Genomic DNA, 23,081 nt, shown 5'->3' with positions numbered 1-23,081 from the left:
GCCGGCTCCGGCGAAGCCGTCGAGGTTCAAGCGAGCAGCGCGCTGAGGCCGCTGGCCTGGGTACGCCAGTCGCGCGGGTTGGGGGTGCCGCCGGCCCAGCGCAGCCCGATCCGGTTGAGCGGGTCGCGGTCGCTGGACCAGATCGCGGCGGCCTGCCGCTGGGCGTACGTGGCGTAGGCGGCCGCACCGGTCACCGCGGCCAGCTCGCCGAAGTACCGCATGAAGACGCCCTTGAACTGCTTCTGGTTGTCGTCGCAGGTGCCGGCGGGGTCGCACGGCTCGGTGAGCACGCCGTCGCGGGTCAGGGCCGGCGAGGCGATCGCGGCGTCGGCGAGCTGGCGGGCCGAGGTGAGCAGCGCGCCGTCGCCGGTGGCGCGCCACAGCTCCAGCGCCGCGCCGATCGCGAGGCCCTGGTTGTACGTCCACACCGTCTGTCCATTGTTGACACACGAGGTGGTGATGCCGTCGTTGACGAGGCCGGAGCCGTTTATCATGCCGCTGGCCCGGAACCACTGCCATCCCGCGCCCGCCCGCGCCAGCCACGTGGCGTCGCCGGGCAGGCGGTTGTGCAGCGCGGCGGCGAGCCGGATGTAGAGGCCGTTGGTGACCGCGTTCTTGTACGTGCGCTCGCGGTCCCACCACACCCCGCCGCCGCACCGGCTCGTGTCCCAGTAGCCGTGCACGTACGTGCCGATGGTGACCGCCATGTCGAGGTACTTCCGCTCGCCGGTCAGGTCGTACGCGCGCACCCAGGCCAGTCCCCACCAGGCGGCGTCGTCGATCGCGCGGCTGATGAAGTTGCCCTCGATCGGGTCGGAGCTCTTCACCCCGGCCGGGAACGTGCCCCGGTTGACCTCGAACGTGCGGTCCACCACCCACCGCAGGTCGGTGCGGCCGGCGCGCCCCATCCAGTCCATCAGCGTGGTGACGGCGACCGCGCTGTTCCACCAGCTCGACGGCCACCAGGCGGTGTCCGGGCGGTACCCGTACAGGAGCGCGTCGGCGGCGGCCGCGGCCCGGTCGGTGGCCGGGCGGGCCCACGCGGTACAGCTGCCGTTGGCGCCCTCGACCGCACGGCCGCAGGCGCGCACCGCCCCGCCGTACAGCCGGGAGCGGGGATCGCGGGTGTTGACCATCGTGGTGCGGGTGGTGGTGGCGCCGGCCGGCACGCTGGTACGGCCGAGCGAGGAGCCGCCGGGCCAGGAGGCGCCCTCGTCCCAGGAGCGGTCCAGCCACACCTCGTCGCCGGCCCGGCCGTTCGCGAGCGTGGCCCAGGCGAGGCCGCGGGTGTCGACGTGCAGGCCGAAGCGGCGGCCGCCGAGCGTGGTCTCCGGCACCGGCTGGGAGTCGCCGACCGCGGTGGCCGGGTCGGTGCCGTCGCAGGCCGCGTCGCAGACCCGCGCGTGCGCCCAGGCCGTGCAGGCCACGCCCTGCGCGTCGCCGCAGGCCCGGATCATGCCGCGGCGGTGGGCGGCCGGGTCGGCGAGGTTGTACATGAGCGTGCGCGTGCCGGTCCAGGTGGACGGGATGCTCGCCTTGCCCAGCAGCCCGTCCCAGGACGGGCCGCCGTCCCAGGTGCGGTCCAGCCAGACCGCGTCGCCGACCTGACCGTCGTCGATGCTGCCCCACGCCATCCCGTCCACATCGGACACGTGTAGGACCACCCGCCGCCCGTTGAGCCTCAGCTCGGGCACCGGAAACGTCTCCTGCCCGGCCAGGGACGGGTCGCGGGTGTCGCAGTACACCGAGCAGACGGCGGCGGCCGCTTCCGCGCGGGCCGGCACGACCAGCGCTCCCAGGACACCCAGAACGGCGATCCAGACCCGCATCACGCCTCCCCAGAGCTTCCCCACAGGCTGTGATCGAAGCTCCCCTCACGTCGTTGGAACGACTTGAAGGGAGCTTCGATCTCAGCCCATCACCCCGACCCCGAAAGCACTCCAGAGAGCGCTCTCCAAGAAGAGGATCCCGCGCCGATACATCGTTGTCAATGAGTGGTGGGTTGCCGAAACAACCCGGCGGTGGACGTTTGGGCGACCGATTTGCGGCCATCTCGTGCGAGACCGGGCGACCTAAAGGGACGTGGGTGATGTTGGAGGAATCGGCACGTGCGACCGCCGCGACCGCGGCCGGTCCCGATCGGGTCGTGTGCCCGGACAGCCTTACCCGGGTACTCGTCACGGCCGGCGCCCGGGCGCTCCACGGCCGCGACTGCGGTGACCTCGGCCGGCGGCCGATGGTGGCCCGCTACGGCGGCGTCCTGCCCTCCGGTGCCCGCCGGGCCGCCGCGCGCCACGCCAGCCAGGCGGCGATACCCGTGGCGGCCACCAGCGGGATCGACGCCGACGAGGTGGCGCGGTGGGTGGTCGGCCAGTACCCGCGGCGGCAGTACCCGGCGGTGGTCATCGGCTCCCCGCACGGCGCCGCCGTGCACCTCGCGGCCGCGGCCGGCGTGCCGTGGCTCCCCTCCGGCTTCGAGATGGCGGTGCAGTGGCCGGACGGCTCCCCCGACGACCCGGCCGCCGCGCTCACCCACGGCGCCGCGATCGCCGCCCGGCTGCTCGCCAACAACCCGGCCGTCGCCGTTCGCCAGGTGCACGACCCGGTGCTGCGCGGCGTGCTCGCCGGCTCCACCGTCTCGCTGCACGCCCGCTGGCAGCAGCTGCCCGACCCGTACCGGGAGTTCCTCTCCGCGTACCTGACCCGGGGCGCCGCCGTGATCGTGGTCCGCGACATGCGGACCTGGCCAGTGCTCGACGTCGGCGCCGGCCACACGTTCCAGCTCGGCAGCCCGGCGAGCGGCCTGGACGCCGGCGAGTTCCGCACCGCCGGCCCGCAGCTCTGCCAGGCGCTGCGCTACCTCGACGCGGACCGGGTGCGGTGGCGGCCGCCGACCACCTCCTGCCCCGAGCGGTACACCGAGACCGGCGTCGAGGCCGGCTTCGAGGAGAGCGTGCGCTCGTGGGCCCGGGCCCGCCGGCTGCACCTGCACCGGGTGCTCTACGCCGCCCCGGAGGCGTTCAGCGCGGCGGTCGCCGACCTGTACCGCCAGTGGCTGCGCGGCGCCGGCAAGACCGGCAACCGGCTCGTCGTGGAGAGCGGCCGGCTGCTCGACCCCACCCAGGTGCTCCGCGCCGGGCTGGTGCCGTACTGGTGCGAGACCCCGGCCAGCCGCGCCGCGAACGCGCTCTGCTGGTGGCTGGCGGGCAGCACCACGTTCAGCTCGATCGACGTGCTGGTGGACGGCTTCGGCGTACCGACCGCGGCGACGGCCAACCCGTCGCAGTGGCACGCCGCCGCCCGGTTCGGCGCCCGGCGCGCGCACGTCGACCCGGCCGCCACCAACCTGGGCATGTTTCCGCTGCCGGTGCGGCACGCCACCGGCGTGCTGCGCGGCCAGGCCGCCGACCTGCCGCCGCCGGCGCCGCTGCGGCCGGAGGCCGCGATGGAGGCGATCGGCGAATGCGCCGCCACGCCCGCCATCCTCGTCTGCTGAGCGGCGCCGAATGACCGCGAGCGGCCTGCCGCCGGCGAGCGTCACGGTGGTCGGCAACGCGACGACCATCCTACGGATCGGCGGGTTCACCCTGCTCACCGACCCCAACTTCCTGCCCGCGGGGCACCGGGCCTATCTCGGGTACGGGGTCTGGACCCGCCGCCGAGCGGACCCGGCCCTCACCCTCGCCGAACTGCCGCCGCTCGACGCGGTCCTGCTGTCCCACCTGCACGGCGACCACTTCGACCGGGTGGCCCGGCGCGGGCTGGCCCGGCACCTGACGGTACTGGCACCACCGGCGGCCCAGCGGCGGCTGCGGCAGTGGGGCTTCCGGGCGGCGACCGGGCTGGGCCCGTGGGCGAGCCACGAGCTCGTCCGCGGCGCCCAACTGCTCCGGGTCACCGCCACCCCGGCGTATCACGGCCCGCGCGGACTGGCCCGGCTGCTGCCGCCGACGATGGGCGCGATCGTCGAGCTGGAACGGGACGGGCAGCCGCTGTTCCGCCTCTACGTCAGCGGCGACACGCTCTACCGGCCGGGCCTTGCCGAGATCCCCCGCCGGTACCCGGAGGTCGACGCGATGCTGCTGCACCTGGGTGGCGCCCGCGCGCTCGGCGTACCGCTGAGCATGGACGGGCGGCAGGGCAACCTGCTGACCCGGCTGATCCGGCCGCGGGTCACCGTGCCGCTCCACTACCACGACTACCCGGCGTACCGGTCGCCGCTCGGCGACTACCTGCGCGAGGCCACCCGCAACGGCTCGGTGACCCGCCTGCTCCCCCTGCGCCGCGGCGAGACCGCGGAGCTGCCGGTCCGCGCCCGGTCCGGATAAAGCCGCCCGACCTGGGTAGGAGACCGGCATGAGCGACCAGTACCCGCACCCGCTCTCCGATCCCGAGGTGCTCGGCGTCCCCGACGTCGCGGACGACGACTCCGGCGCCTACGACGAGGTCGAGACCGTCCGCGAGGCGGACGGGCCGGCGCCGGCCGCCATCCCGCTGGACCGCGACGACCACCCGGACGGGATCGACACGTTCGGCAACACCCCCGACGAACAGCGCGACGGCGAGTCGCTGGACGACAAGCTCACCCGCGAGACCCCCGACCCGGCGATGCGCGACCCCGGCGAACGCCGCGACGTCAAGACGTCGCCGATCCAGGTGGAGGCGTTCGACCCGGACCCGCTGACCGAGGAGACCGACCGGGTGGACAGCGACACCCCACTGGACGACACCGGCCCGGTCGACCCGCGCCGCGACTCAGCCGTCTCCCTCTACGACCTGGAGCCCGGCGAACGCGAGGTGGGCCGGCTGGTCGAGCCGGACGAGGGGGTCCGCGGGGACACCGAGGAGTCGTCGATCGCCCGGGACGCCGGCGCGGCGGGCGGCGCCCCAACGGCCGAGGAGGCCGCCATCCACGAAGTCGACGAACCGTAGCTTTCGTTCCACATCTTGGTTTGACCCCACCCGTCCGCGGGCAACCACGCCGGCACATGCGGGGGGTTGATCATGGGATGGGTGACGAACGACGGTCTGCACGCCGACCGGCGCCGCGACCCGGGCGGCGACGCCTACGGTGAGCTGGGGCTCACCGTCGAGGTGGAGGAGCACCACGACGTCAGCGTCGCCGTCGCGCGCGGCGTCATCGACTTCTGGAACGTCGGGCCGATGCAGGAGCGCCTCAACGACGCGTTCCTGGCCAGCCCGCACGTGGTGCTCGACCTGCGGGACGTGTCGTTCGTCGACTCGACCGGGCTGGGACTGCTGCTCTCCGTGCACGACCGGGCCATGGCCGAGGGGGGTTGGCTGCGCCTCGCCGCCCTCAACCCGCTCGTGCGGCGGCTCCTGCAGACGACCGAGCTGGAGCGCCGCTTCCACGTCTACCCGACGCTCACCGCCGCGACCGCGTCGCTCGGGTAGCGCGTTCCCGGACCCGGGCGGCGCCACCTTGACCGGCCGCCACCCTCCGTAGTCCCGCATCGACCCGACTGACCATGGGGCGCTATCCGTCATATCTTGTGAGGGCTTCCTCGCATCGGCGGTGATTGGATGGGACAGCACCCGGAGCCGGCGGCACAGCCGTGGCCGTACTGGATGCTGCGCTTCATCGCCGCCAACGGTGACGAGGACGCGTACGCGGACCTGGTCTGGTCGGTCGGCGGCTCCCCGCCGTACGGCGGCGTGGGGGTGGACGAGGCCGACGCCGTGTTCGAGCTGCTGGAGGCGTACGTGGGCGCGGGCGTGGCCGGCGCCGACCACTACGAGCGGGTCGCCGGGTTTCTGGCCGGCCGCCCCGAGGCCAGGCTGGCGCTGGAGGCGTTCCGCGTCCACGACCGGATCGCCAGCGACCCGGAGGGCTTCCGCAGCGCCGACGTGGCGGCCGGGCGGGTGCTCGCCGCGCAGGCCGGTCACGCCGGGCTGGCCATCTACTTCGAGCTGCTGGCGGCCGAGATCGCGCTGCGCGACAACCACGTACGGGTGGCGAAGGACGTACTGGTCGGCGCGCTGCCCCGGCTGACCGCGCTCGCCGCCGCCGACCGCGCGTACGTGGGGCAGGCCCGGGTCGCCGCGCAGAACGCCGCCGCCGTGGCCGCCATGGACGGCGACGCCCACCGCTCCCGGATCGCCAGCGCGGTGCTGGAGGTGCTCGCCGCCGACCCGGCCCTGGCCGCCCAGTACGCGACCGACCTCACCCGCCCGCCCGGCTTCGGCCAGGCGGCACGCTCGGGCGGCGTTCCCCAGGTGGCCCCGGCCGGCAGCTTCGCCCAGCCGGCGCCGTCGCACGTCTTCGACTCCTCGGCTCCGCCGGGCGAGCCCGGCCCGTGGCGCGAACCCGCCGGGCCGGCTCTTCCAGGCGGGCCGCCTCCCGCGCGCGACTTCGCCCCGCCGGCCGACCCCGGCGCCCTGGCCTTCACCAGGCCGGCCGGCCCCGGCGGCTCCGGCTCCCCGGCCGGCCCGGGTGACAGCTTCCCCGCGGTCCCCGGATCAGGCGGCTTCGAAACGGTGACCGGCCCGGGCGGCTATGGGACGGTGACCGGCCCGGGCGGCGGCTCCGCAGCGGCGGCCGGTCCGGGCGGCTTCGCGGCGCTGGCGCGGGAGGGTGCCGACCTGCTCGCCTCCGGTGAGCTGGCGGCGGCGATCGACCGGTTCGCGCGGGCGGAGGTGGCGGCCCGGGCGGAGGGGCAGGAGGCCGGCCTCTGCGGGGTGCTCGGCGAGAAGGCGGTCGCGCTGGACCGGGCCGGCGACGCGCGGGCGGCGGTCGACTCCTACGACCGGGCGATCGAGCACTGCCTGCGCTACGGCGACATGCTCAACCTCAGCCGCTGGACCGCCAACCTCGTCGCCCTCCTGATCAGCCGTGGCGGCCTCGACGAGGCTGAGCGGATCATCGCCACGATGCTCGACGCGGCGGCGCGGACCGGCCGCGCGGACCGGCTGGCCATCGCCGAGACGCAGACCGCCGCCTACCTCGCCGCCCGGCAGCGCTACCCCGAGGCGGTCGACCGGCTCGGCCTGGCGGCGCGGCACGCCGGCGGCGACCCGGTCCTGGCCGGCGCGGTCCGCCGGGACACGCTCGTCACCCACCTCGCCTGGGCGGAGGCGCTGCGCCGCGACAACGCCCGCGCGCCGGCCGAGGCCGCGCTGCGCACGGTGGTACGGCTCGCGGACGCCACGAACGCCGAGGAGTGCCGCCTCTCCGTCCGCGCCCACCTGCTCCTGGCCGAGCTGCACGACCGCGACGTCGCCAGACCGACCCAGCCGCCTCCCCCGGCCACCGGCCCGGATCACCTGGACGCCCCGCCGCCGCCGGCCCAGCCCGGGACCGCCCTCGCCACCCCCGACCACCCGCGGCCAACGACCACGGCCGCCGGACCCGACCACCCCGACCACACACCGGCGACCCCGGCCGACCACCCCGACCACACGCCGGCGACCGCGGCCGACCACCCGGACCTCACGCCGGCGGCGACCGCGGCCACCGGCGCCGACCACCCGGACGAGCCGCCGGCGGCGACCGCCGGTCACCCGGAGGACCCGGCGGCGGCCGCCACCCCCGAGGACCCGGCATCGACCGCGACGACCGGCGCCCAACACCCCGATGAACCGCCGGCGAAGCTCGAGCCGGAACCGGAGACCGCGGGCACCGAACCCGATCACCCGGACGACCAGGCGGCGCGAGCCGAGCCGGAGCCGCCCGCCGGATCTGACCAGCCGGACCACCACCCCACGGTGGACGTCGAGGCTCGGCAACCGGACGTCGAGGCGGCCCCGCCGGAGCCACCGGACACGGCGACCAGCCCCGAGCAGGCCGAGCCACGCGACGAGACAGTCGAACTGCTCGCCATGCGCCGCGACGACCTGGACCTCGTACTCGGCGCGTGGGTGGCCGGCGCGGACGGCGGCGCGGCACCGGCCGAGGCGGCGACGCCGTTCCTTTCCTGGTTGGATGCGGTTCAGGATCGGCTCGACCGGGGCCGGCCGGATCCGGCGCCGGCCACCTCCGCCGGTGGCGCCGCGGGTCTGCTCCACCTCGGCGAGGAGGTCGCCGAGGGGCGGCGGCCGTACGAGGCGGCCCGCGAGACCACCGCCGCCCTGGGGCTCGACGCCGACGTGGCGACCGCCGTCTGCCTGCACGTGGCCCAGGGCGGCGACGGGGTCATGGCCGGTACCGTGATCCAGCTCGTCGCCGACACCACGCCGGACGACCTGCTCGCCGGGCGCCTGTACCGGCTCCTGCTCGCGTTCGTCGAGTCGCCGGACGACGACCAGCGGTTCCTCGACCTGATCGAGGTCGGGCTCGCCCGGCTCTCCGGCGGTGCGGACGAGGCGCTCCGCGCCGAGCTGCTCAACGAGGGCGCGGCGCACCTCGCCCGGCTCGGCCGGCAGGAGGAGTCGCTGCGGTACGCGCGGGAGGCCCGCGTGGTGGCCGCCGAGCAGGGCTACGAGCGGCTGGCGCTGGTGGCGGCCGGCAACGAGAGCGCCGCGCTGATGGCCCTCGACCGCGGCGACGAGGCCGTCGCCCTCCTCGACCCGCTAACCGCCGAGTCACACCCCGACGGCGAGACCGCCGCCCCGCCAATGCACGCCGACAGCGAGACGTCCGCCCCCCAGGCGCACGCCGACAGCGAGGCGGCCGCCGGCCCGGAAGGGCGCGACGGCCCGACCCACGCGGAAGCCGGTGGCGCGGCGGCGAGCGGCGGCGGGACGGCGGAGCCGGAGGTCCCGGGCGAGAACGCCGGGCCGGAGGCGGACCGCGAGCCAGCCGGGACCGGGCTGCGCGGGCTCGAACGGGCCTGGCTGGAGACCGCCGACCCGGCGACGGGTGTGGCGCTGGCCCGGGCGTACACCGCCGGCGGGCGCGCGACGGCCGCCCTCACGGTGCTCAACGCCCTGCGCGGGCGGGTCGAGTCGGGCGCGCAGGGCGAGCTGCGGATCGAGTTCCTGACCGTGGAAGGGCTCGCCCACCGCGCCGGCCACGACACCTCCGCCGCGCTCGCCAGCCTGGGCCGCGCGCACGAGCTCGCCCTCGCCGCCGACCCCTCGCCGATCGGGGCGGCCGCCACCGGCGAGTGGGGCCTGGCGCTGACCGCCGCCGGACGCGCGGCCGAGGCGGTCGAGGCCCTGGAGCCCCGGGTACGCGCGCTGGGCGGGCACCCGGCCGCGGCGGCGTACCTCGAACAGGTGCTGGCGCGGGCGCTCACCGCGACGGGCGACGCGGCCGGCGCCAACCGGGTGCTCGGCCGGGCGGCCGAGACCTTCCGCGCGGAGGGTGACCTGGGTGGGCTGGGCCGGACGCTGGCGATCCGCGGCGAGGTGGCGTTCTCCCTCGACGACCTCGACGCCGCGCGGGACCACCTCGCCGCGGCGGCCGACCTCGCCGAGCAGGCCGGCGACCGCCACGCTCACGCGGCGGCGCTGGACACCCTCGGCACCGTCCACATGAGAGCCGGAGACGCCGCGGCGGCGGCCGTGTGCCACGAGCGGGCCGCCATCGGGTACCGCGAGCTCGGCGCCGCCGAGCAGGAGCGGGTCGCCCGGCTCAACCTGGTGGAGTGCCACCTCCAGCGCGGCGACGCGGGCGCGGCCGAGGAGGCGTTCCAGCCGGTACTCGCGCCGGGCGCGCCGGTGATCGTGTCGCTCGCCAGCCGCACGTACTTCCTCACCGCGCTGCTCTCGGCCGAGCGCGGCGACTGGCCCGGCGCCCGCCCGGCCCTGCGCCAGTGCCTGGACGCGGTCTCCCGGGACACCGGCCCGGTCGGGTCGCCCGGCGAGCGGTGGCGGCGGGCGCGCGGCACCGACCGGGCGTACGAGCTGGCCGGCGCGGCGGCGGTCCGGGCGGGTGACGCCACGTTCGCGGCGGAGGTGGCCGAGGGGCGGCGGGCGGCGTTCCTGCGGGCGGTCTTCGGCGAGGCCCTCCCGGCGGCGGCGCTGCCCGCGCTGGAGGAGGCCACCGCGGCGCTGCCGCCGGACACCGTCGCCGCGTACCTCGACCTGGCCCCCACCCTGACCGTCGTCTGCGCCGGGCGGCGCGGGTGGAGCGCGATCCTCGAACGCCCCGGCGTCGGCGCGGACGACGTCCCGGCGGCCACCGGCTCCGCCCTGCCCGCGGGCCGGCTGGACGCGGTGGGCCGGCTGCTCGGACGCGAGCTCTGGGCGCCGCTGCTGGCGGCGGTCCCGGCGGGTACGGCCGGTGTCGTGCTGCTCCCCTCCGCCCGCCTCGCCGGCCTGCCGCTGGACGCGGCCCGGCTCCCGGATGGCGGCCAGGTGGGCGAGCGGCTCCGGATCTCCTACGCGCCGAGCCTCACCCTGCTCCGCCCCGACGAGCCTCAGCCGGGTCCGCGGGACGAGCCGGCACCACGGGACGAGCCAGGTCCGCGGGGCGAGGCGGCACCGCGGGACGAGGCACCACCGCGGGACGAGGCGGCACCGCGGGACGAGGCGGCACCGCGGGACGAGGCGGCACCGCTGGACGAGGCGGCACCGCTGGACGAGGCGGCGCCGCGGGACGAGGCCGTCGGGGCGCGCACGCTGGGGCAGGCCGTGGACGTCGCCGGGGGGCGCCCGCTCAGCCGGCGGGCGGCCGGCACCGCGGCCATGCCGGCGACGACGTTCACCGGAGACGAGGCGACCGTGGACGCGGTGCTCAAGCTGCTGCGCGGCTGCGACGTCGTGCACTTCGCCGGCCCCGGGCGCTTCGACCCGGACGAGCCGGCGCGCTCGCACCTGCGCTGCGCCACCGCTGACGGCGACGACGGCCGGCTCGGCGTGGCCCGGCTGCTCGCCGACGACGGGCCGGTCGGGGCGTCGCTGGTCGTGCTCTCCGCCTGCGACTCGGGCACCGCCTCCGCCGGACGGTGGCGCGGCGACGCCGTCGGCCTGCCGGGCGCCCTCCTCGCGGCCGGCGCCGGGCGGGTGATCGCCACCCACTGGGCGGTCGGCGACCTGGAGGCCGCGCTGATGGTCGGCGAGTTCTTCCGGTGCTGGCGGCAGGGCGCGGTCCCCGCCGCGGCGGCCCTCGCCGCCGCCCGGCGTTCCCTGCGCGCCGAGCTGTCCAATGCGGACGTCGTCCGCGTGCTGCGGGAGTGGGACGCGGCCGGCCCGGTGCTGGCGGACTGGGAAGCCCGCCCGCCGGACGCCCCGGCCTTCGCCGGCACGGTCGACTGGGCCGCCTTCCACCTGGCCGGCCTCCCGTAAGCCGCAAGCCGCAAGCCACCGGCCCGCCGGCCCGCCGCAAGCCGCCGGCCGGGCGGGCATCCCTTCAGCCCACCGGGGCCGGGTGGGTCAGCGAGGGCCAGCGACCAGCTTGTCCGGCGTGATGGGGAGGTCGCGGACGCGGATCCCGATGGCGTGGTAGACGGCGTTGGCGATGCTGGCGTGCACCCCGACCGCGACCACCTCGCCCAGTCCCTTCGCGCCCAGCGGATGCGCGCCGTAGTCCGGCTCCTCCACAAAGGACACGTCGATCTCGCCGACGTCGGCGTTCACCGGTACGTGGTAGTCGGTCAGCGCGGGCGCGATGAAGCGGCCCGTCACCGGGTCGGCGGTCAGCTCCTCCATGAGGGCGCCGCCGAGCGCGTACACGATGCCGCCCTGGGCCTGGTTTCGCGCGGTCTTCGGGTTGAGCACCCGGCCGACCGCGAAGACGCCGACGTGCCGGGTGACCCGCACCCGGCGGAGCGTGTCGTCGATGCGGACCTCGGTGAAGTGGGCGCCGAACGTGGCGTACGAGAAGCGCGGGTCGCGGCCGGCCAGGTCGTGGAAACCCTGCTCCACTATGGACCGCCGGCCGTTACGGCGCAGCAGCTCGCGGTACGTCTCGCCGCGGCGGGGAGCGTCCACATCGTACAGCCGGCCGTGGGCGGCGCCGATCCGCTCCTCGGGCAGGCCGTGCAGGGGTGAACGGGCGTCGGCGATCGCCAGGCGGGCCGCGACCTGCCGTGCCCGCAGGGCCGCCAGGTGCACCGCCGTGCCGGTGCTGCCGGTGGTGCGGGACCCGTACGTCGGCGACGACTCGGGCAGCGTCGTGTCGCCGGAGCGGAAGCCGATCCGGTCCGGTTCGATGCCGGTGCCGCCGGCGGCGACCTGGGTGAGCGTGGTGAGGTTGCCGGTGCCGATCTCCTGCGTGGAGGTGCGCACCTCGGCCGTACCGTCGTCCCGGATCTCCACGACGGCACGCGCCGGCCCGTGGTGCTCCAGCCGTTGCGCGGACGACATGCCGAAGCCGACCCAGTCGCCGCCGTCGCGCATCATCCGCGGGCGGGGCGCGCGCCGCTCCCAGCCGAACCGGCGGGCCCCCTCGTCGTAGCACTCCAGCAGCTGCTTGCCGCTCCACGGCTTGCGTTCCAGCGGATGCGCGGCGAGGTGGTTGCGGCGGCGCAGCTCGACCGGGTCGATGCCGAGCTCGTACGAGAGCTCGTCCAGCGCGCTACCCACCGCGAACATGCCCGGCCCGTCGCCCGGCGTGCGCATCGTCGCCGGGGTGGGCATGTGCATGCGGGCGACCTCGACGCGGACGCCGACGCTGCGCAGGGCGTACACGGTGCCGGTCGGCGAGATCGCCCCCTCCGGCCGGTCGAAGAGGACCGGGGTGCCGTTGACGGTGTGGTGGACGATCGCCTGCAGCGTGCCGTCCCGGTTGGCGCCGACCCGCAGCCGTTGCAGGATCGGCGGCTGGTGCCCGTGGCAGGTGAAGACCTGCTTGCGCGTGACCACGAGCTGGACCGGGCGTCCCACTTGCCGGGCGGCCACCGCGGCGAGCAGCGTGGGCCCCCAGACCGCCGTCTTGTTGCCGAACGCGCCGCCGACCAGCGAGGAGATGACCCGTACCCGGTCCGGTGGCACGCCGAGCGCGCCAGCGATGACCGGGCGGTCGCCGTGAACGTGCTGGCTGGTCGTGTACACGGTCAGCGAACCGCCGGCCCAGTGCGCGAGGGTGGCGTGCGGCTCCATCGGGGCGTGGCTGTAGTAGGGGGTGCGGTACTCCCGCTCGATCCGTACGTCCGCGGCGGCCAGCATCGCCTCCGGGTCGCCGATCGCGAGCAGCGTGGGAAACTCCGGCTCGAAGCGCCACACCGGCTGGTGCGCGTCCGGCAGGGCGGCGTCCAATGTGGGCACGGCCGGGCGGGTCTCGTAGTCGACCGCCACGAGGTCCGCGGCGTGCGCCGCCTGCTCGCGGGTGCCGGCGACGACCATCGCCAGGTACTGGCCGTGGTGGTGGATGTGCTCGTCGGCGAGGGGGAAGCGGGTCTCCTGGTACCGCAGGGCGTCCGGCGTACCGTGCCACTGTGGACGGTTGAGGTGGGTGAGGACGGCGAGCACGCCGGGTGCCGCCTCGGCGCGGGTGGTGTCGATGGCGCGCACCCGGCCGGCCGAGACCGCGCTGCCGACCAGCGCCGCGTACACCATGCCGGGCAGCCGCGCGTCGGCCGTGTACCGGGCCGCGCCGGTCACCTTCTCCCGGGCCTCCACGCGGTTGAGCGGGCGACCGATGGCCATCACTTCTCCCCGAGCTCGGTCAGGGCCCGGCGCACGACGCCGCGGACGAGCTCCACTTTGTACGCGTTGTCGGGGCGTGGCCTCGCCCCGGCGGTCGCCGCCTCCGCGGCCGCCTCGACGGTCGCCGCGTCGAGCCGCTCGCCGCGCAGCGCGCGTTCGGCCGCGTGGGCCCGCCACGGCTTGGGCGCCACGCCGCCGAGGCAGATCCGGGCGTCGCGGACCACGCCGTGTTCACTGTGGACGGCCACGGCGGCGGAGGCGAGGGCGAAGGCGTACGAGGCGCGCTCGCGAAACTTGACGTACGTCGAGCGGGCCGCGAACGGGCGGGCCGGCACCTCCACCGCGACGACGAGCTCGCCGGGGCGCAGCGCGTGCTCCTCGTGCGGGGTGTCGCCGGGGAGGCGGTGCAGGTCGCCGACCGGGATCCGGCGGGTGCCCCGGGTGCCCTCGACCACCACGGTCGCGTCGAGGGCGACCAGGGCCACCGCGCAGTCCGACGGGTGTACCGCCACGCACGCCGCACTCGTGCCGAAGATGCCGAGCAGCCGCCCGTCCCCGCCGGCGGCCGCGCAGCCGGCGCCGGGATCGCGCCGGTTGCAGGCGAACTCGGGCAGCCGGAAGTACGGGCACCGCACGCCCTGCAGCAGGTTGCCGCCGAACGTGGCGCGGTTGCGGATCTGCGGCGACGCCCCGGAGCGCAGTGCCCGCACCAGCACCGGGTACGCGGCCGCGAGGCGCGGGTCGTCGACCGCGTTGCGGCACAGGGCGCCGATCCGGACGCCGTCGCGGCTCCACCGGAGCCCGTCGAGCGGCAGGCCGTTGATGTCGACCAGGCGCCCCGGCGTGCGTACCCGGTCGCGCAGGAGGGTGACCAGGTCGGTGCCGCCGGCGACGAACGCGGCGTCGGGGTGGCCGGCGACCAGCCGCAGCGCCTCGCGGACGCTGGCCGGTCGCCGGTAGTCGAAGGTGTCCACTACTCCCCCTCGCGGGACAGGCGCGCGGCGGCAGCGATGGCGGCGCGGATGTTGCCGTACGCGGCGCAGCGGCACAGGTTTCCGCTCATCAGCTCCGGGATCTCGGCGTCGGTCAGGTCCGGGTGTTCGGCCAGGAGCCCGACCGCCGACACGATCTGGCCGGAGGTGCAGAATCCACATTGGAACCCGTCGTGGTCGGCGAACGCCCGCTGCACCGGATGCAGCCGGTCGCCGTCGGCAAGTCCCTCCACTGTGGTCACCTCGCTCCCCTCGTGCATCACCGCGAGGGTGAGGCAGGACAGGACGCGGCGGCCGTCGAGCAGCACGGTGCAGGCGCCGCAGGCACCCTGGTCGCAGCCTTTCTTGGTGCCGGTGAGGTGGAGCCGGTCGCGCAGGGTGTCAAGCAGGCTGGCCCGCACGTCGACGTCGACGCGTACGCGCCGGCCGTTGACCACCAGCGTGAGGAGGTCGGTCTTCGGGGTGCTCGCCTCGGCCCGCGCGGGCGCCGCCGCCAGGCCGACTCCCACGGAGAGCCCCCCGGCCAGGACGGTCCGGCGTTTCGTTCCGTCGCTCATGCGGTCCACCCTGCCCCCGGGGCACCGGCCGGTGACTCCTGCCGCGGGCCGCACCGTGCGGACCCTACGGACGAGGCGGTCCTCCGACTGGCCGGCCACCGGGTTGAGCCAGGACGGCGGCCGGGCGGCCGTACTCTCGGCGGCCTAGCGCATGCGGGTGCGGTTGGTCTCGTACGCCCACATCGCGATCTCGACCCGGTTTCGCACGCCGAGCTTGGTCATCAGGCTGGTGATGTGCGACTTGACGGTGCTCAGCGTGATGAAGAGCTCGTCGGCGATCTCCTTGTTGGTGCGCCCGCGCGCGACCGCGACCAGCACCTGCTCCTCCCGGTCGGTGAGCGCCTCGATCGGCTGCCTGGGCGGGGCGGCCGGGCCCGCGTCGGCGAACGCCTTCAGCAGCCGGGTCGTGACGCTCGGCGCGATCAGCGCGTCACCGGCGGCGGCCGCGTGCACGGCCTGGGCGAGCAGGGCCGGACCCGCCTCCTTGAGCAGGAAGCCGCGGGCGCCGGCGCGCAACGCCGCGTACACGTAGTCGTCGAGGTCGAAGGTCGTGATGACGACCACCGCGAGTGGATCCGCGACCGACGGTCCCGCGAGCGCCCGGGTCGCCTCGATGCCGTCCATGCCGGGCATGCGGATGTCGAGCAGGCACACGTCGGGGCGGAGCCGCTGGGCGAGCTCGACCGCCCGCCGCCCGTCGGCCGCCTCGCCGACCACCTCGATGTCCGGCTGCGCGTTCAGGATCATGGTGAGCCCGGTGCGGACGATCTCCTGGTCGTCGGCGACGAGCACCCGCACGGGCTCGCTCACGCCGCTCCGGCGCGGGGCAGGACCGCGGTGACCGTCCAGCCGCGGTCGGGGTTGGGGCCGGCGGCGCAGCTGCCGCCGAGCAGGTCGGCGCGCTCCATCATGCCCATCAGGCCGAAGCCGGGCGTGCCGGCCGGACGGACGGTGCCGGCCTCGCCGTCGTCGCTCACCCGCAGGTGTACCGAAGTGTCGTCGGCGGCGACGCTGACCTGGATGCGGGTGGCGTGGCGGGCGTGGCGGCGGGCGTTGGTGACCGACTCCTGGGCCAGCCGGTAGAGCGCGGAGCCGACCGACGGCGGCAGGTCCTCGACGTCGCCGCGGATGTCGACGGCGACGGCGGGCCCGGCGCGGGACTGGCCGGCGAGCCGCTCGATGTCCGCCACGCGCGGGCTGGGCGCCAGGTCGGCGGGCTGGTCGCGGCGGAGCACCCGGACCATGGCGCGCATCTCGGCGAGCGCGCGGGACGCCTCCGCCTCGATCACCCGGAGCGCCTCGACCGCCGCGCCCGGCTGGGTGGCCGAGGCGGCGATGCCGGCCTGGGCCCGGATCGCCATCGCCGACACGTGGTGGGCGACGGTGTCGTGCAGGTCGCGGGCGAGCCGCTCGCGCTCCAGCAGCTTGACCCGGTCGAACTCGCGCAGCCGCGCGCTGGCCCGGAAGCGGACGGCGGCGCCGAGCGTGGTCACGGCGAACATCACCGCGAAGCCGGCGATCACCTCGCCGCCGCTGATCGTGCCGGCCAAGCCGGCGAGGGCCACCTTGGCCGCGACGAACACCGAGCCGATCACGGCCTCGCGGCCGCTGCCCCAGCGGAACAGCGCGTAGGGCAGCAGGAGCAGGAAACCCATCGAGTACATGTGGCAGGGGTCGCCGGGCAGCACGAACGGCGCGACCGCGGTCAGCCCGAACGCGACCGCCACCGTCGCCAGCGGCCGGGTGCGCCGCCAGAGCAGCGTGGGCAGCAGCGCGAGCGCGACCACCACGCAGCCGGCTCGCCACTGCAGGTCGGGGCGGAAGATCCCCTCCAGCACGATCGCCGGCACGAAGGCGGCGAGCACCACCCAGTCGCGCCAGACGCGCGCCGGGGCGCTGGGAGAGCGGGGCTCTGCCAGCAGCGAGCGCAGACGAGGGTGCACGGTCCTATCGTACGAAGGCGGGCGCGATCTCCAGATCATCCCAAAGTACGACTGATTTGTCCGGGTACTCAGCCCGCCGTCCGGTAGCGTACCCCGGCGAACAGGGGCTGGACCTCTGGCGCCAGCCGCTCGTGCAGGTCGCGGTCGAGGTCGAGCTGGCCGTAGTTGTGCGTGTGGCCGTCGCGGAAGTAGCAGATCGCCAGCATCGTACGCGGGCGGTCGGTGTGGTTGACCGTGCCGCGGTGCATCAGGGCCGGGTCGCGGATCAGCAGGTCGCCCGGCTCCAGCACCACGCGCCGGGACGGAAACATGGCGGCCAGCGCCTCGAAGTCCGGGTTTCGTCCATCTTGGACGGTGTCGTCGTAGCCGAGCCCGCGCAGGACGTCGTCGCGCCAGAGGTGGCTGCCGCAGGGCCAGATCTCCAGCGGGCCGTTGTCGAGGTCGCAGCGGTGCAGCGGGATGTTGACGATGTAGCCGCGCGGCTCCCACGACAGCCCCGGGTCCATCTCCCGGTGCGGCGACTGGATGACCGCGCCGGCCAGGCAGGTGTCGCAGGTGATGCCGGCCATCTCCAGCGTCTCGCCGTCGCCGGTGGGACCGCGCCGCACCCCGCGCTCCCCACGGCTGTGATCGAAGCTCCCCTCATGTCGTTCTAGCGACTTGGGGGAGCTTTGATCACGGATCGTGGGGAGTGCGGGACGCGGCACCCCGACTCGGAAAGCCCTCTAGGCTCCGTGCCATGGCGCGTACGCGGTGGCGGCACAGTGGCGACCCGGCCGGGCGGGTGACGACGGTCGAGCTCTTCTTCGACGTGGTGTTCGTCTTCACGCTCACCCAGCTCACCCGGGTCCTGGAGGAGCACCTCACGCTCACCACCGTCGGCCAGGTGCTGCTGCTCTTCGGGATCATGTGGTGGATGTTCGACGGGTACGTGTGGCTCGCCAACCACGTACCGCCCCGCCACTCGTCGCAGAAGCTGCTGCTCTTCGTCGGCATGGCCGGCTTCCTGACCGCGGCGGTCGGGGTGCCGCGCGCGTTCGACGGCACCGGCGTGGTGGTCGGCGTGGGCTACCTGGTGGTGATCTGCGTGCATCTGCTGCTCTTCACCCAGGCCGGGTTGGGCCGTGCGCTGACGCTGCTCGCCGTCTACAACATCGGGGCCGCGCTGCTCGTACTCGGCGGCGGGTTCGCGGACGGCGGGCTCCGCACCGGGCTCTGGGTGGGCGCGCTGGCGCTGCAGATGATCGTGCCGTACCTGGTGCCGCGGCACTCGTGGATGGGCACGGTGCGCTCGTTCCACCTGGCGCCGGAGCACTTCGTGGAGCGGCACGGGCTGCTGGTGATCATCGCGCTGGGCGAGTCGGTGGTGGCGATCGGGGCGGGTGTGGACACCGAGCACATCACCGCCGGCACGGTCGCGGTGGTCGTGCTGGCGCTGGCGCTGCCGGCCGGGCTCTGGTGGACGTACTTCACGGACACGCACGCCGCCGAGGTGACCCTGGCCCGTACGACCGGCGCGGCGGCCAGCCGGCTCGCGCTCTGGCTGGGGCTGACGCACATCCCGCTGCTGCTGGGCATCGTCGTCGCGGCGGCCGGCATCCACGGGGCGGTCGCCCACCCCGGCGACCACGCGCACTGGCCGGAGGCGCTGGCGCTGGCCGGCGGCGTCGCGGCGTACCTGTGCGGCATCGCGGCGATCCGGCACGCGCTCGGGGTACGCCCGGTGTGGCGCCGCCTGCTGACGGCCGCCGCGGTGCTGGCCACCGTGCCGGTCGGCACCGAGGTCGGCGCCGGGCTCCAGCTGGCCGCGGTCGCCGCCGTCGTCGCGGTGCCGCTGGTGGTCGAGCGGGGCCGGCACTCGGCGCCCGCGTCCTCCACTATGGAGCGAGCGGAAGCTTGACCCGCTCGGCGTCGACCCACTCGTGCAGGCTGCCCTTGCCGAGCAGGTAGCGGGTCCGCCGGTCACCGTCGGTGAGCACGGCGAGCACCCGCCAGCCGCCCTCGTCGGCGCCGGGCTTGCCGGCGTGCTCGACCACGATGCCGGGCAGGAAGCCCATGAGGAAGCCGTCTTCGCGGGCGGCGCCGGCCTGCGCGGCGGCGACGCGGGCGTGTGCCTGCTCGGCGGCCCGCACGAACGCCTCGGCGACGCTGGCCCGCGCCCGCACCGTCTCGGTCGCCACCGCCGCCCGCCCGCGCACGTCCGAGCCGAGCAGGTAGGCGATGCCGAGGATCGCGGCGGCGGTCACGACGGCACCCACCCAGAGCGCGACGTGCTGGTTGTCCGGGTTGGACGACCACCAGCCGCGGATCGCCGCCCAGGCGGCGACGACCAGGCCGCTGAGCCCGGCCGCCCACCACTTGCTCGCCGCGGTCGCGCCGGCCTCGATGAGCGCGACGCTCTCCGGCGGCCCGGCGAACGCGGACGAGATGCCGCGCGCCTTGCTCATCTCGGCATCGGTGGGGAGCAGCTTGAGCCCGCGCAGCAGCGCGGTCGACGGGTCGGCGATGTCGTCGCCGGCGACGGCCTCGGACGGTACCCGCACCTCACTGGCGACCATGGGAGACACCCTTCGCGTGGAAAGCCACAGTGGAACGACCGGCAACCGATCATGGTGGAAAGCCACCGCGCTGGCAAACCGCCGTCGGGTATCCGTCAGCGGCGGCAGGCACGCAGGCCAGGCCATCGGGGGGCTTGGATTTACCGGAAATCTTTCGTAACCTGAGCAGGATCCGGGCCGGCGGCCCGGACGGTCGTGCGGATCGAGCACCACGGGCCTGGCGGAGTGGCACCCCGGCCGACCTCACCGCCCCCCGGTGCGCCCAACGGCGCGCGGGGCGGTCCCCCAACATGCTCGCGTGGCCCCGTGCCGTCGCGACACCCACCCCACGTGTGAAAGAGGCAACGATGACACAGCAACTCCGGCGCCGGAAGGCGAGGATCGCGGCCACCTGGTCGGGCATCCTGGCCGGTGTGGCCGCCGCGGCCGCGATGACGACGGTGATGGCGGGCTCCGCCGTCGCCGCCACCACGCTGGGCGCGTCCGCCGCCGAGCGGGGCCGCTACTTCGGGACCGCCGTCGCGGCCAACAAGCTCAGCGACTCGGCGTACACGACGATCCTCAATCGCGAGTTCAACTCGGTCACGCCCGAAAACGAGATGAAGATCGACGCGACCGAGCCCAACCAGAACCAGTTCAACTACGCGAACGCGGACCGGATCGTGCAGCACGCCCGCTCGCAGGGCATGCAGGTGCGCGGCCACACGCTCGCCTGGCACTCGCAGCAGCCGGGCTGGATGCAGAACATGTCCGGCACCGCCCTGCGCAACGCGATGCTCAACCACGTGACCCAGGTGGCCACCCACTTCCGCGGCCAGGTCGTGGCGTGGGACGTGGTGAACGAGGCGTTCGCCGACGGCTCCACCGGCGCCCGGCGCGACTCCAACCTGCAGCGCACCGGCGACGACTGGATCGAGGCGGCCTTCCGGGCCGCGCGGGCCGCCGACCCGAACGCCAAGCTCTGCTACAACGACTACAACACCGACGACTGGACGCACGCCAAGACCCAGGCCGTGTACCGCATGGTGCAGGACTTCAAGCAGCGCGGCGTGCCGATCGACTGCGTCGGCCTCCAGTCGCACATGAACAACCAGTCGCCGTACCCGAGCAACTACCGCACCACGCTGTCCAGCTTCGCCGCGCTCGGCGTCGACGTGCAGATCACCGAGCTGGACATCGAGGGCGCCAACGCCACCTGGTACCGCAACGTCGTCAACGACTGCCTCGCGGTCGCCCGCTGCAACGGCATCACGGTGTGGGGCATCCGGGACAGCGACTCGTGGCGCGCCTCCCAGACGCCGCTGCTCTTCGACAACAACGGCAACAAGAAGCCGGCGTACGACGCGGTGCTCCAGGCGCTGAACAACGGCGTCACCCCGACCACCCCGCCGACGACGACGCCGCCCACCACACCGCCGACGACCCCGCCGACCACGCCGCCCACCACACCGCCTCCGGGTACCGGTGGCTGCACCGCGACGGTCTCGCTCAACTCGTGGACCGGCGGCTTCGTCGCCACGGTACGGGTGACGGCCGGCGCCAGCGGCACGAACGGGTGGCGGGTCACGATGACGCTGCCCTCCGGCGCCACCATCACCAACGCCTGGAACACGACCCGCAGCGCCAACAGCGGCACGGTCAACTTCACGAACGTGAGCTACAACGGCCGCATCGCCGCCGGGCAGTCGACGGAGTTCGGCTTCCAGGGCACCGGGGTCGGCACCGGCATGACGCCGACCTGCACCGCCAGCTAGAGGAAACAGGGCCAGGGTGCGGCGGGGTCACCCTCCGCACCCTGAGACCGGCTACTCGGCCACTCGGGGTCCGGGCCGCGCGGGTACGGCGCCGCCGGCGTGCTCCGGGTGGCCGTTTCCGTTGCCGCCGCCGTCGTGCTCGCCGCCGGCCTGCTCGACCTGACCGTTGCGCGGGCCCGGCTCGAAGAGGCTGCGCGCCGGCGCGGGCACGGCCTCAGGGCGGTGCGCGGCCTCCGGCACGGGGACGGGCTCCGGCACGTTCGCCGGCTCCGGGGCGGGCGCGGCCGCCTCGTCGGGCACCTCCTCGGCGGCCGGCGCGGGCTTTTGCCGGGGCGGGCCCACCTGCGGGTACTCCCCGGTCTGCACGTTGGTCGCCGCGGCCGCCATCACCGCGGCGGCGGCCAGGTCGGCGACCCGCTTCGCCTCGCGCTGCACCCGGGCCCGCACCTCCTTGGCGTGCCGCTCGGCGGACTCGGCGGAGCCGCGGGCGTGCTCCAGCCGGTCGAGCTCGCCGGCCAGGTCCTGCCGCACCGCGCCGAGCTGCTGCAACAGCTCGGCCACCTCACGCTCGGCGACGTCGCCGTCGTGGCGCACCTGGGTGAGCTGCTGCTGACCGGTGTCGAGCTCGCTCTGCAGCTGGGCCAGCGCCTGCCGGCGCATCTGGATCTCCTGCTGCACGAGCTGGAGCTGCTGCTGGTGGCTGGCCTGCTGCTCGTCCGCGCGGCGCCGGATCTCGGCCGCGTGCTGCTGCGCCTCGGCCAGCAAGGTGGCGGCGCTCTGCTCGGCCTGCGAACGCTCGTCGGCCATCTTGGCCTGGGCCGCGGTCAGCTGCTCGTTGAGGTCGCGCTCGGCCGCCGAACGCCGGTCGGCGATCTCCCGCTCCACAGTGGCCTGCCACTGGGTCAGCTCCTGGTGGGTGCTGGCCCGGGCGGTCTCGGTCTCCTGCTGCGCCTGCGCCCGCGCCGCCTCCACCAGCGCCTCGGCGTCGGCCCGCGCCTGCTCGGCCCGCTTGGTGGCCTCTTCGTCGACCTGCTGGGCCGCCTGCATGCTCCGGTCGTGGGCGGCCTCGCCCGCCGCGCGCACCCGCTCGGCCAGGTCACGGGCGTCGGCGAGCGCCTTCTCCGCCTGCGCCTCGAGCGCGGCGGCCCGCTCCGCGGCCGCGTTGACCAGCAGCTCGCCCTGCTTTTCGGAGAGCTCGATGATCTGGTCGACGATCGCGCCGAGGTCGCGGTACGACGCCTTCTCCAGCTGCCGCGGCCGGTCCCGTATCTCGGTCAGCTCGGCGTGCATCTCGGCCAGCTCGGACCGCTGCTGGTGCAGCTGCCCGGCCAGGTCGCGGGCCTGAGCCAGCGCCTGGTCGCGCTCCCGCTGGACGGCCGCCATGCCGCTCTCCGCCTGGGCGACGAACCGGTCCACCTGCCCTTTGTCGTAACCACGCAGGGTGATCTGGAACCGCTGGGACGCCGCGCCCTCGGGCGCCGCAACCGCCTCACCTCGCTGGGACATGCGCATCCTCCAAACCGACGGACAGCGAGCATGGGCCGCCGGCTGAAGGGGGCGGCCCGCCGCCCGCAAACGCTACCGTCACCGCGCCGCGAGCCATAGTGGGGTGTTCGGCCTTCTTCCCGTCCCTGCCTACGCCACCTGGCTTGTCCCATATGGACATCGCCGTCCGTCACCGCGGACCGGGCACGCCTCCACCGAAGCGAGAACTCGTATTTTATGAATTAATATTGACACGCGCCTGTAACCCGCTGGAAGATCCTCGAAACACAGGCGCGCGGGC

16 protein-coding genes are annotated in these 23,081 nt (G+C 75.3%); 7 read left to right on the top strand and 9 right to left on the bottom strand.

Features of this window, described 5'->3' with window-relative positions; genetic code table 11:
• Window positions 1–26: 26 nt before the first annotated feature.
• Window positions 27–1,829: a glycoside hydrolase family 76 protein gene (locus RB614_RS17435; RefSeq protein ID WP_308713570.1), complete on the bottom strand. Its 1,803-nt coding sequence runs from the start codon at window positions 1,827–1,829 to the stop codon at window positions 27–29.
• A 260-nt stretch (window positions 1,830–2,089) separates the two neighbouring features.
• On the opposite strand from RB614_RS17435, the gene RB614_RS17430 reads away from it, so the two are divergent.
• The 5 genes from RB614_RS17430 (at window position 2,090) to RB614_RS17410 (ending at window position 11,190) form a co-directional block, all read left to right on the top strand.
• Window positions 2,090–3,496, top strand: a complete 1,407-nt coding sequence (locus tag RB614_RS17430) for a hypothetical protein (protein ID WP_308713569.1) — start codon at window positions 2,090–2,092, stop codon at window positions 3,494–3,496.
• A 10-nt stretch (window positions 3,497–3,506) separates the two neighbouring features.
• Window positions 3,507–4,328 (top strand): MBL fold metallo-hydrolase, encoded by an 822-nt coding sequence (locus tag RB614_RS17425; protein WP_308713568.1) that lies wholly within the window; start codon window positions 3,507–3,509, stop codon window positions 4,326–4,328.
• Window positions 4,329–4,356: 28 nt separating this feature from the next.
• A complete protein-coding gene (locus RB614_RS17420) occupies window positions 4,357–4,932 on the top strand; it encodes a DUF5709 domain-containing protein (protein WP_308713567.1) in 576 nt (191 codons plus the stop codon).
• Between the two features lie 81 nt (window positions 4,933–5,013).
• A complete protein-coding gene (locus RB614_RS17415) occupies window positions 5,014–5,415 on the top strand; it encodes an STAS domain-containing protein (RefSeq protein WP_308713566.1) in 402 nt (133 codons plus the stop codon).
• Between the two features lie 129 nt (window positions 5,416–5,544).
• Window positions 5,545–11,190: a CHAT domain-containing protein gene (locus RB614_RS17410; RefSeq protein WP_308713565.1), complete on the top strand. Its 5,646-nt coding sequence runs from the start codon at window positions 5,545–5,547 to the stop codon at window positions 11,188–11,190.
• An 87-nt stretch (window positions 11,191–11,277) separates the two neighbouring features.
• Here RB614_RS17410 and RB614_RS17405 read toward each other — a convergent pair whose 3' ends face one another.
• From RB614_RS17405 to RB614_RS17380, 6 genes are all read right to left on the bottom strand, one after another.
• A complete protein-coding gene (locus RB614_RS17405; protein ID WP_308713564.1) occupies window positions 11,278–13,491 on the bottom strand; it encodes a xanthine dehydrogenase family protein molybdopterin-binding subunit in 2,214 nt (737 codons plus the stop codon).
• Window positions 13,491–14,465 (bottom strand): FAD binding domain-containing protein, encoded by a 975-nt coding sequence (locus tag RB614_RS17400; RefSeq protein WP_308713563.1) that lies wholly within the window; start codon window positions 14,463–14,465, stop codon window positions 13,491–13,493. Before RB614_RS17400 ends, RB614_RS17405 begins: the two co-directional genes overlap by 1 nt.
• A complete protein-coding gene (locus tag RB614_RS17395; RefSeq protein ID WP_308713562.1) occupies window positions 14,465–15,040 on the bottom strand; it encodes a (2Fe-2S)-binding protein in 576 nt (191 codons plus the stop codon). The genes RB614_RS17400 and RB614_RS17395 overlap by 1 nt, the downstream gene beginning before the upstream one ends.
• Window positions 15,041–15,184: 144 nt before the next feature.
• Window positions 15,185–15,787 (bottom strand): response regulator, encoded by a 603-nt coding sequence (locus tag RB614_RS17390; RefSeq protein WP_428983035.1) that lies wholly within the window; start codon window positions 15,785–15,787, stop codon window positions 15,185–15,187.
• Between the two features lie 59 nt (window positions 15,788–15,846).
• Entirely contained in the window at window positions 15,847–16,983 is a 1,137-nt protein-coding gene (locus tag RB614_RS17385; protein ID WP_308713560.1) for a sensor histidine kinase, read from the bottom strand.
• Window positions 16,984–17,051: 68 nt separating this feature from the next.
• On the bottom strand, window positions 17,052–17,591 hold the full coding sequence (locus RB614_RS17380) for a phytanoyl-CoA dioxygenase family protein (RefSeq protein ID WP_308713559.1): 540 nt from the start codon (window positions 17,589–17,591) through the stop codon (window positions 17,052–17,054).
• Window positions 17,592–17,722: 131 nt separating this feature from the next.
• Here RB614_RS17380 and RB614_RS17375 point away from each other — a divergent pair, with 131 nt between their 5' ends.
• Entirely contained in the window at window positions 17,723–18,883 is a 1,161-nt protein-coding gene (locus RB614_RS17375; RefSeq protein ID WP_308713558.1) for a low temperature requirement protein A, read from the top strand.
• On the opposite strand, the gene RB614_RS17370 is transcribed toward RB614_RS17375, so the two are convergent.
• The gene (locus RB614_RS17370) at window positions 18,861–19,541 is read right to left on the bottom strand and encodes a hypothetical protein (RefSeq protein WP_308713557.1); all 681 of its coding nucleotides are present in this window, start codon (window positions 19,539–19,541) and stop codon (window positions 18,861–18,863) included. The two genes, RB614_RS17375 and RB614_RS17370, sit on opposite strands and share 23 nt — an antisense overlap.
• Window positions 19,542–19,888: 347 nt before the next feature.
• On the opposite strand from RB614_RS17370, the gene RB614_RS17365 reads away from it, so the two are divergent.
• Window positions 19,889–21,295: a glycoside hydrolase family 10 protein gene (locus RB614_RS17365; protein ID WP_308713556.1), complete on the top strand. Its 1,407-nt coding sequence runs from the start codon at window positions 19,889–19,891 to the stop codon at window positions 21,293–21,295.
• A gap of 51 nt (window positions 21,296–21,346) precedes the next feature.
• On the opposite strand, the gene RB614_RS17360 is transcribed toward RB614_RS17365, so the two are convergent.
• On the bottom strand, window positions 21,347–22,801 hold the full coding sequence (locus RB614_RS17360; protein WP_308713555.1) for a DivIVA domain-containing protein: 1,455 nt from the start codon (window positions 22,799–22,801) through the stop codon (window positions 21,347–21,349).
• Between the last annotated feature and the right edge of the window lie 280 nt (window positions 22,802–23,081).

It is taken from the genome of Phytohabitans maris (genome assembly GCF_031085175.1).
Lineage (GTDB): Bacteria > Actinomycetota > Actinomycetes > Mycobacteriales > Micromonosporaceae > Phytohabitans > Phytohabitans maris.
This window is presented reverse-complemented; position numbering and strand designations above follow the sequence as displayed.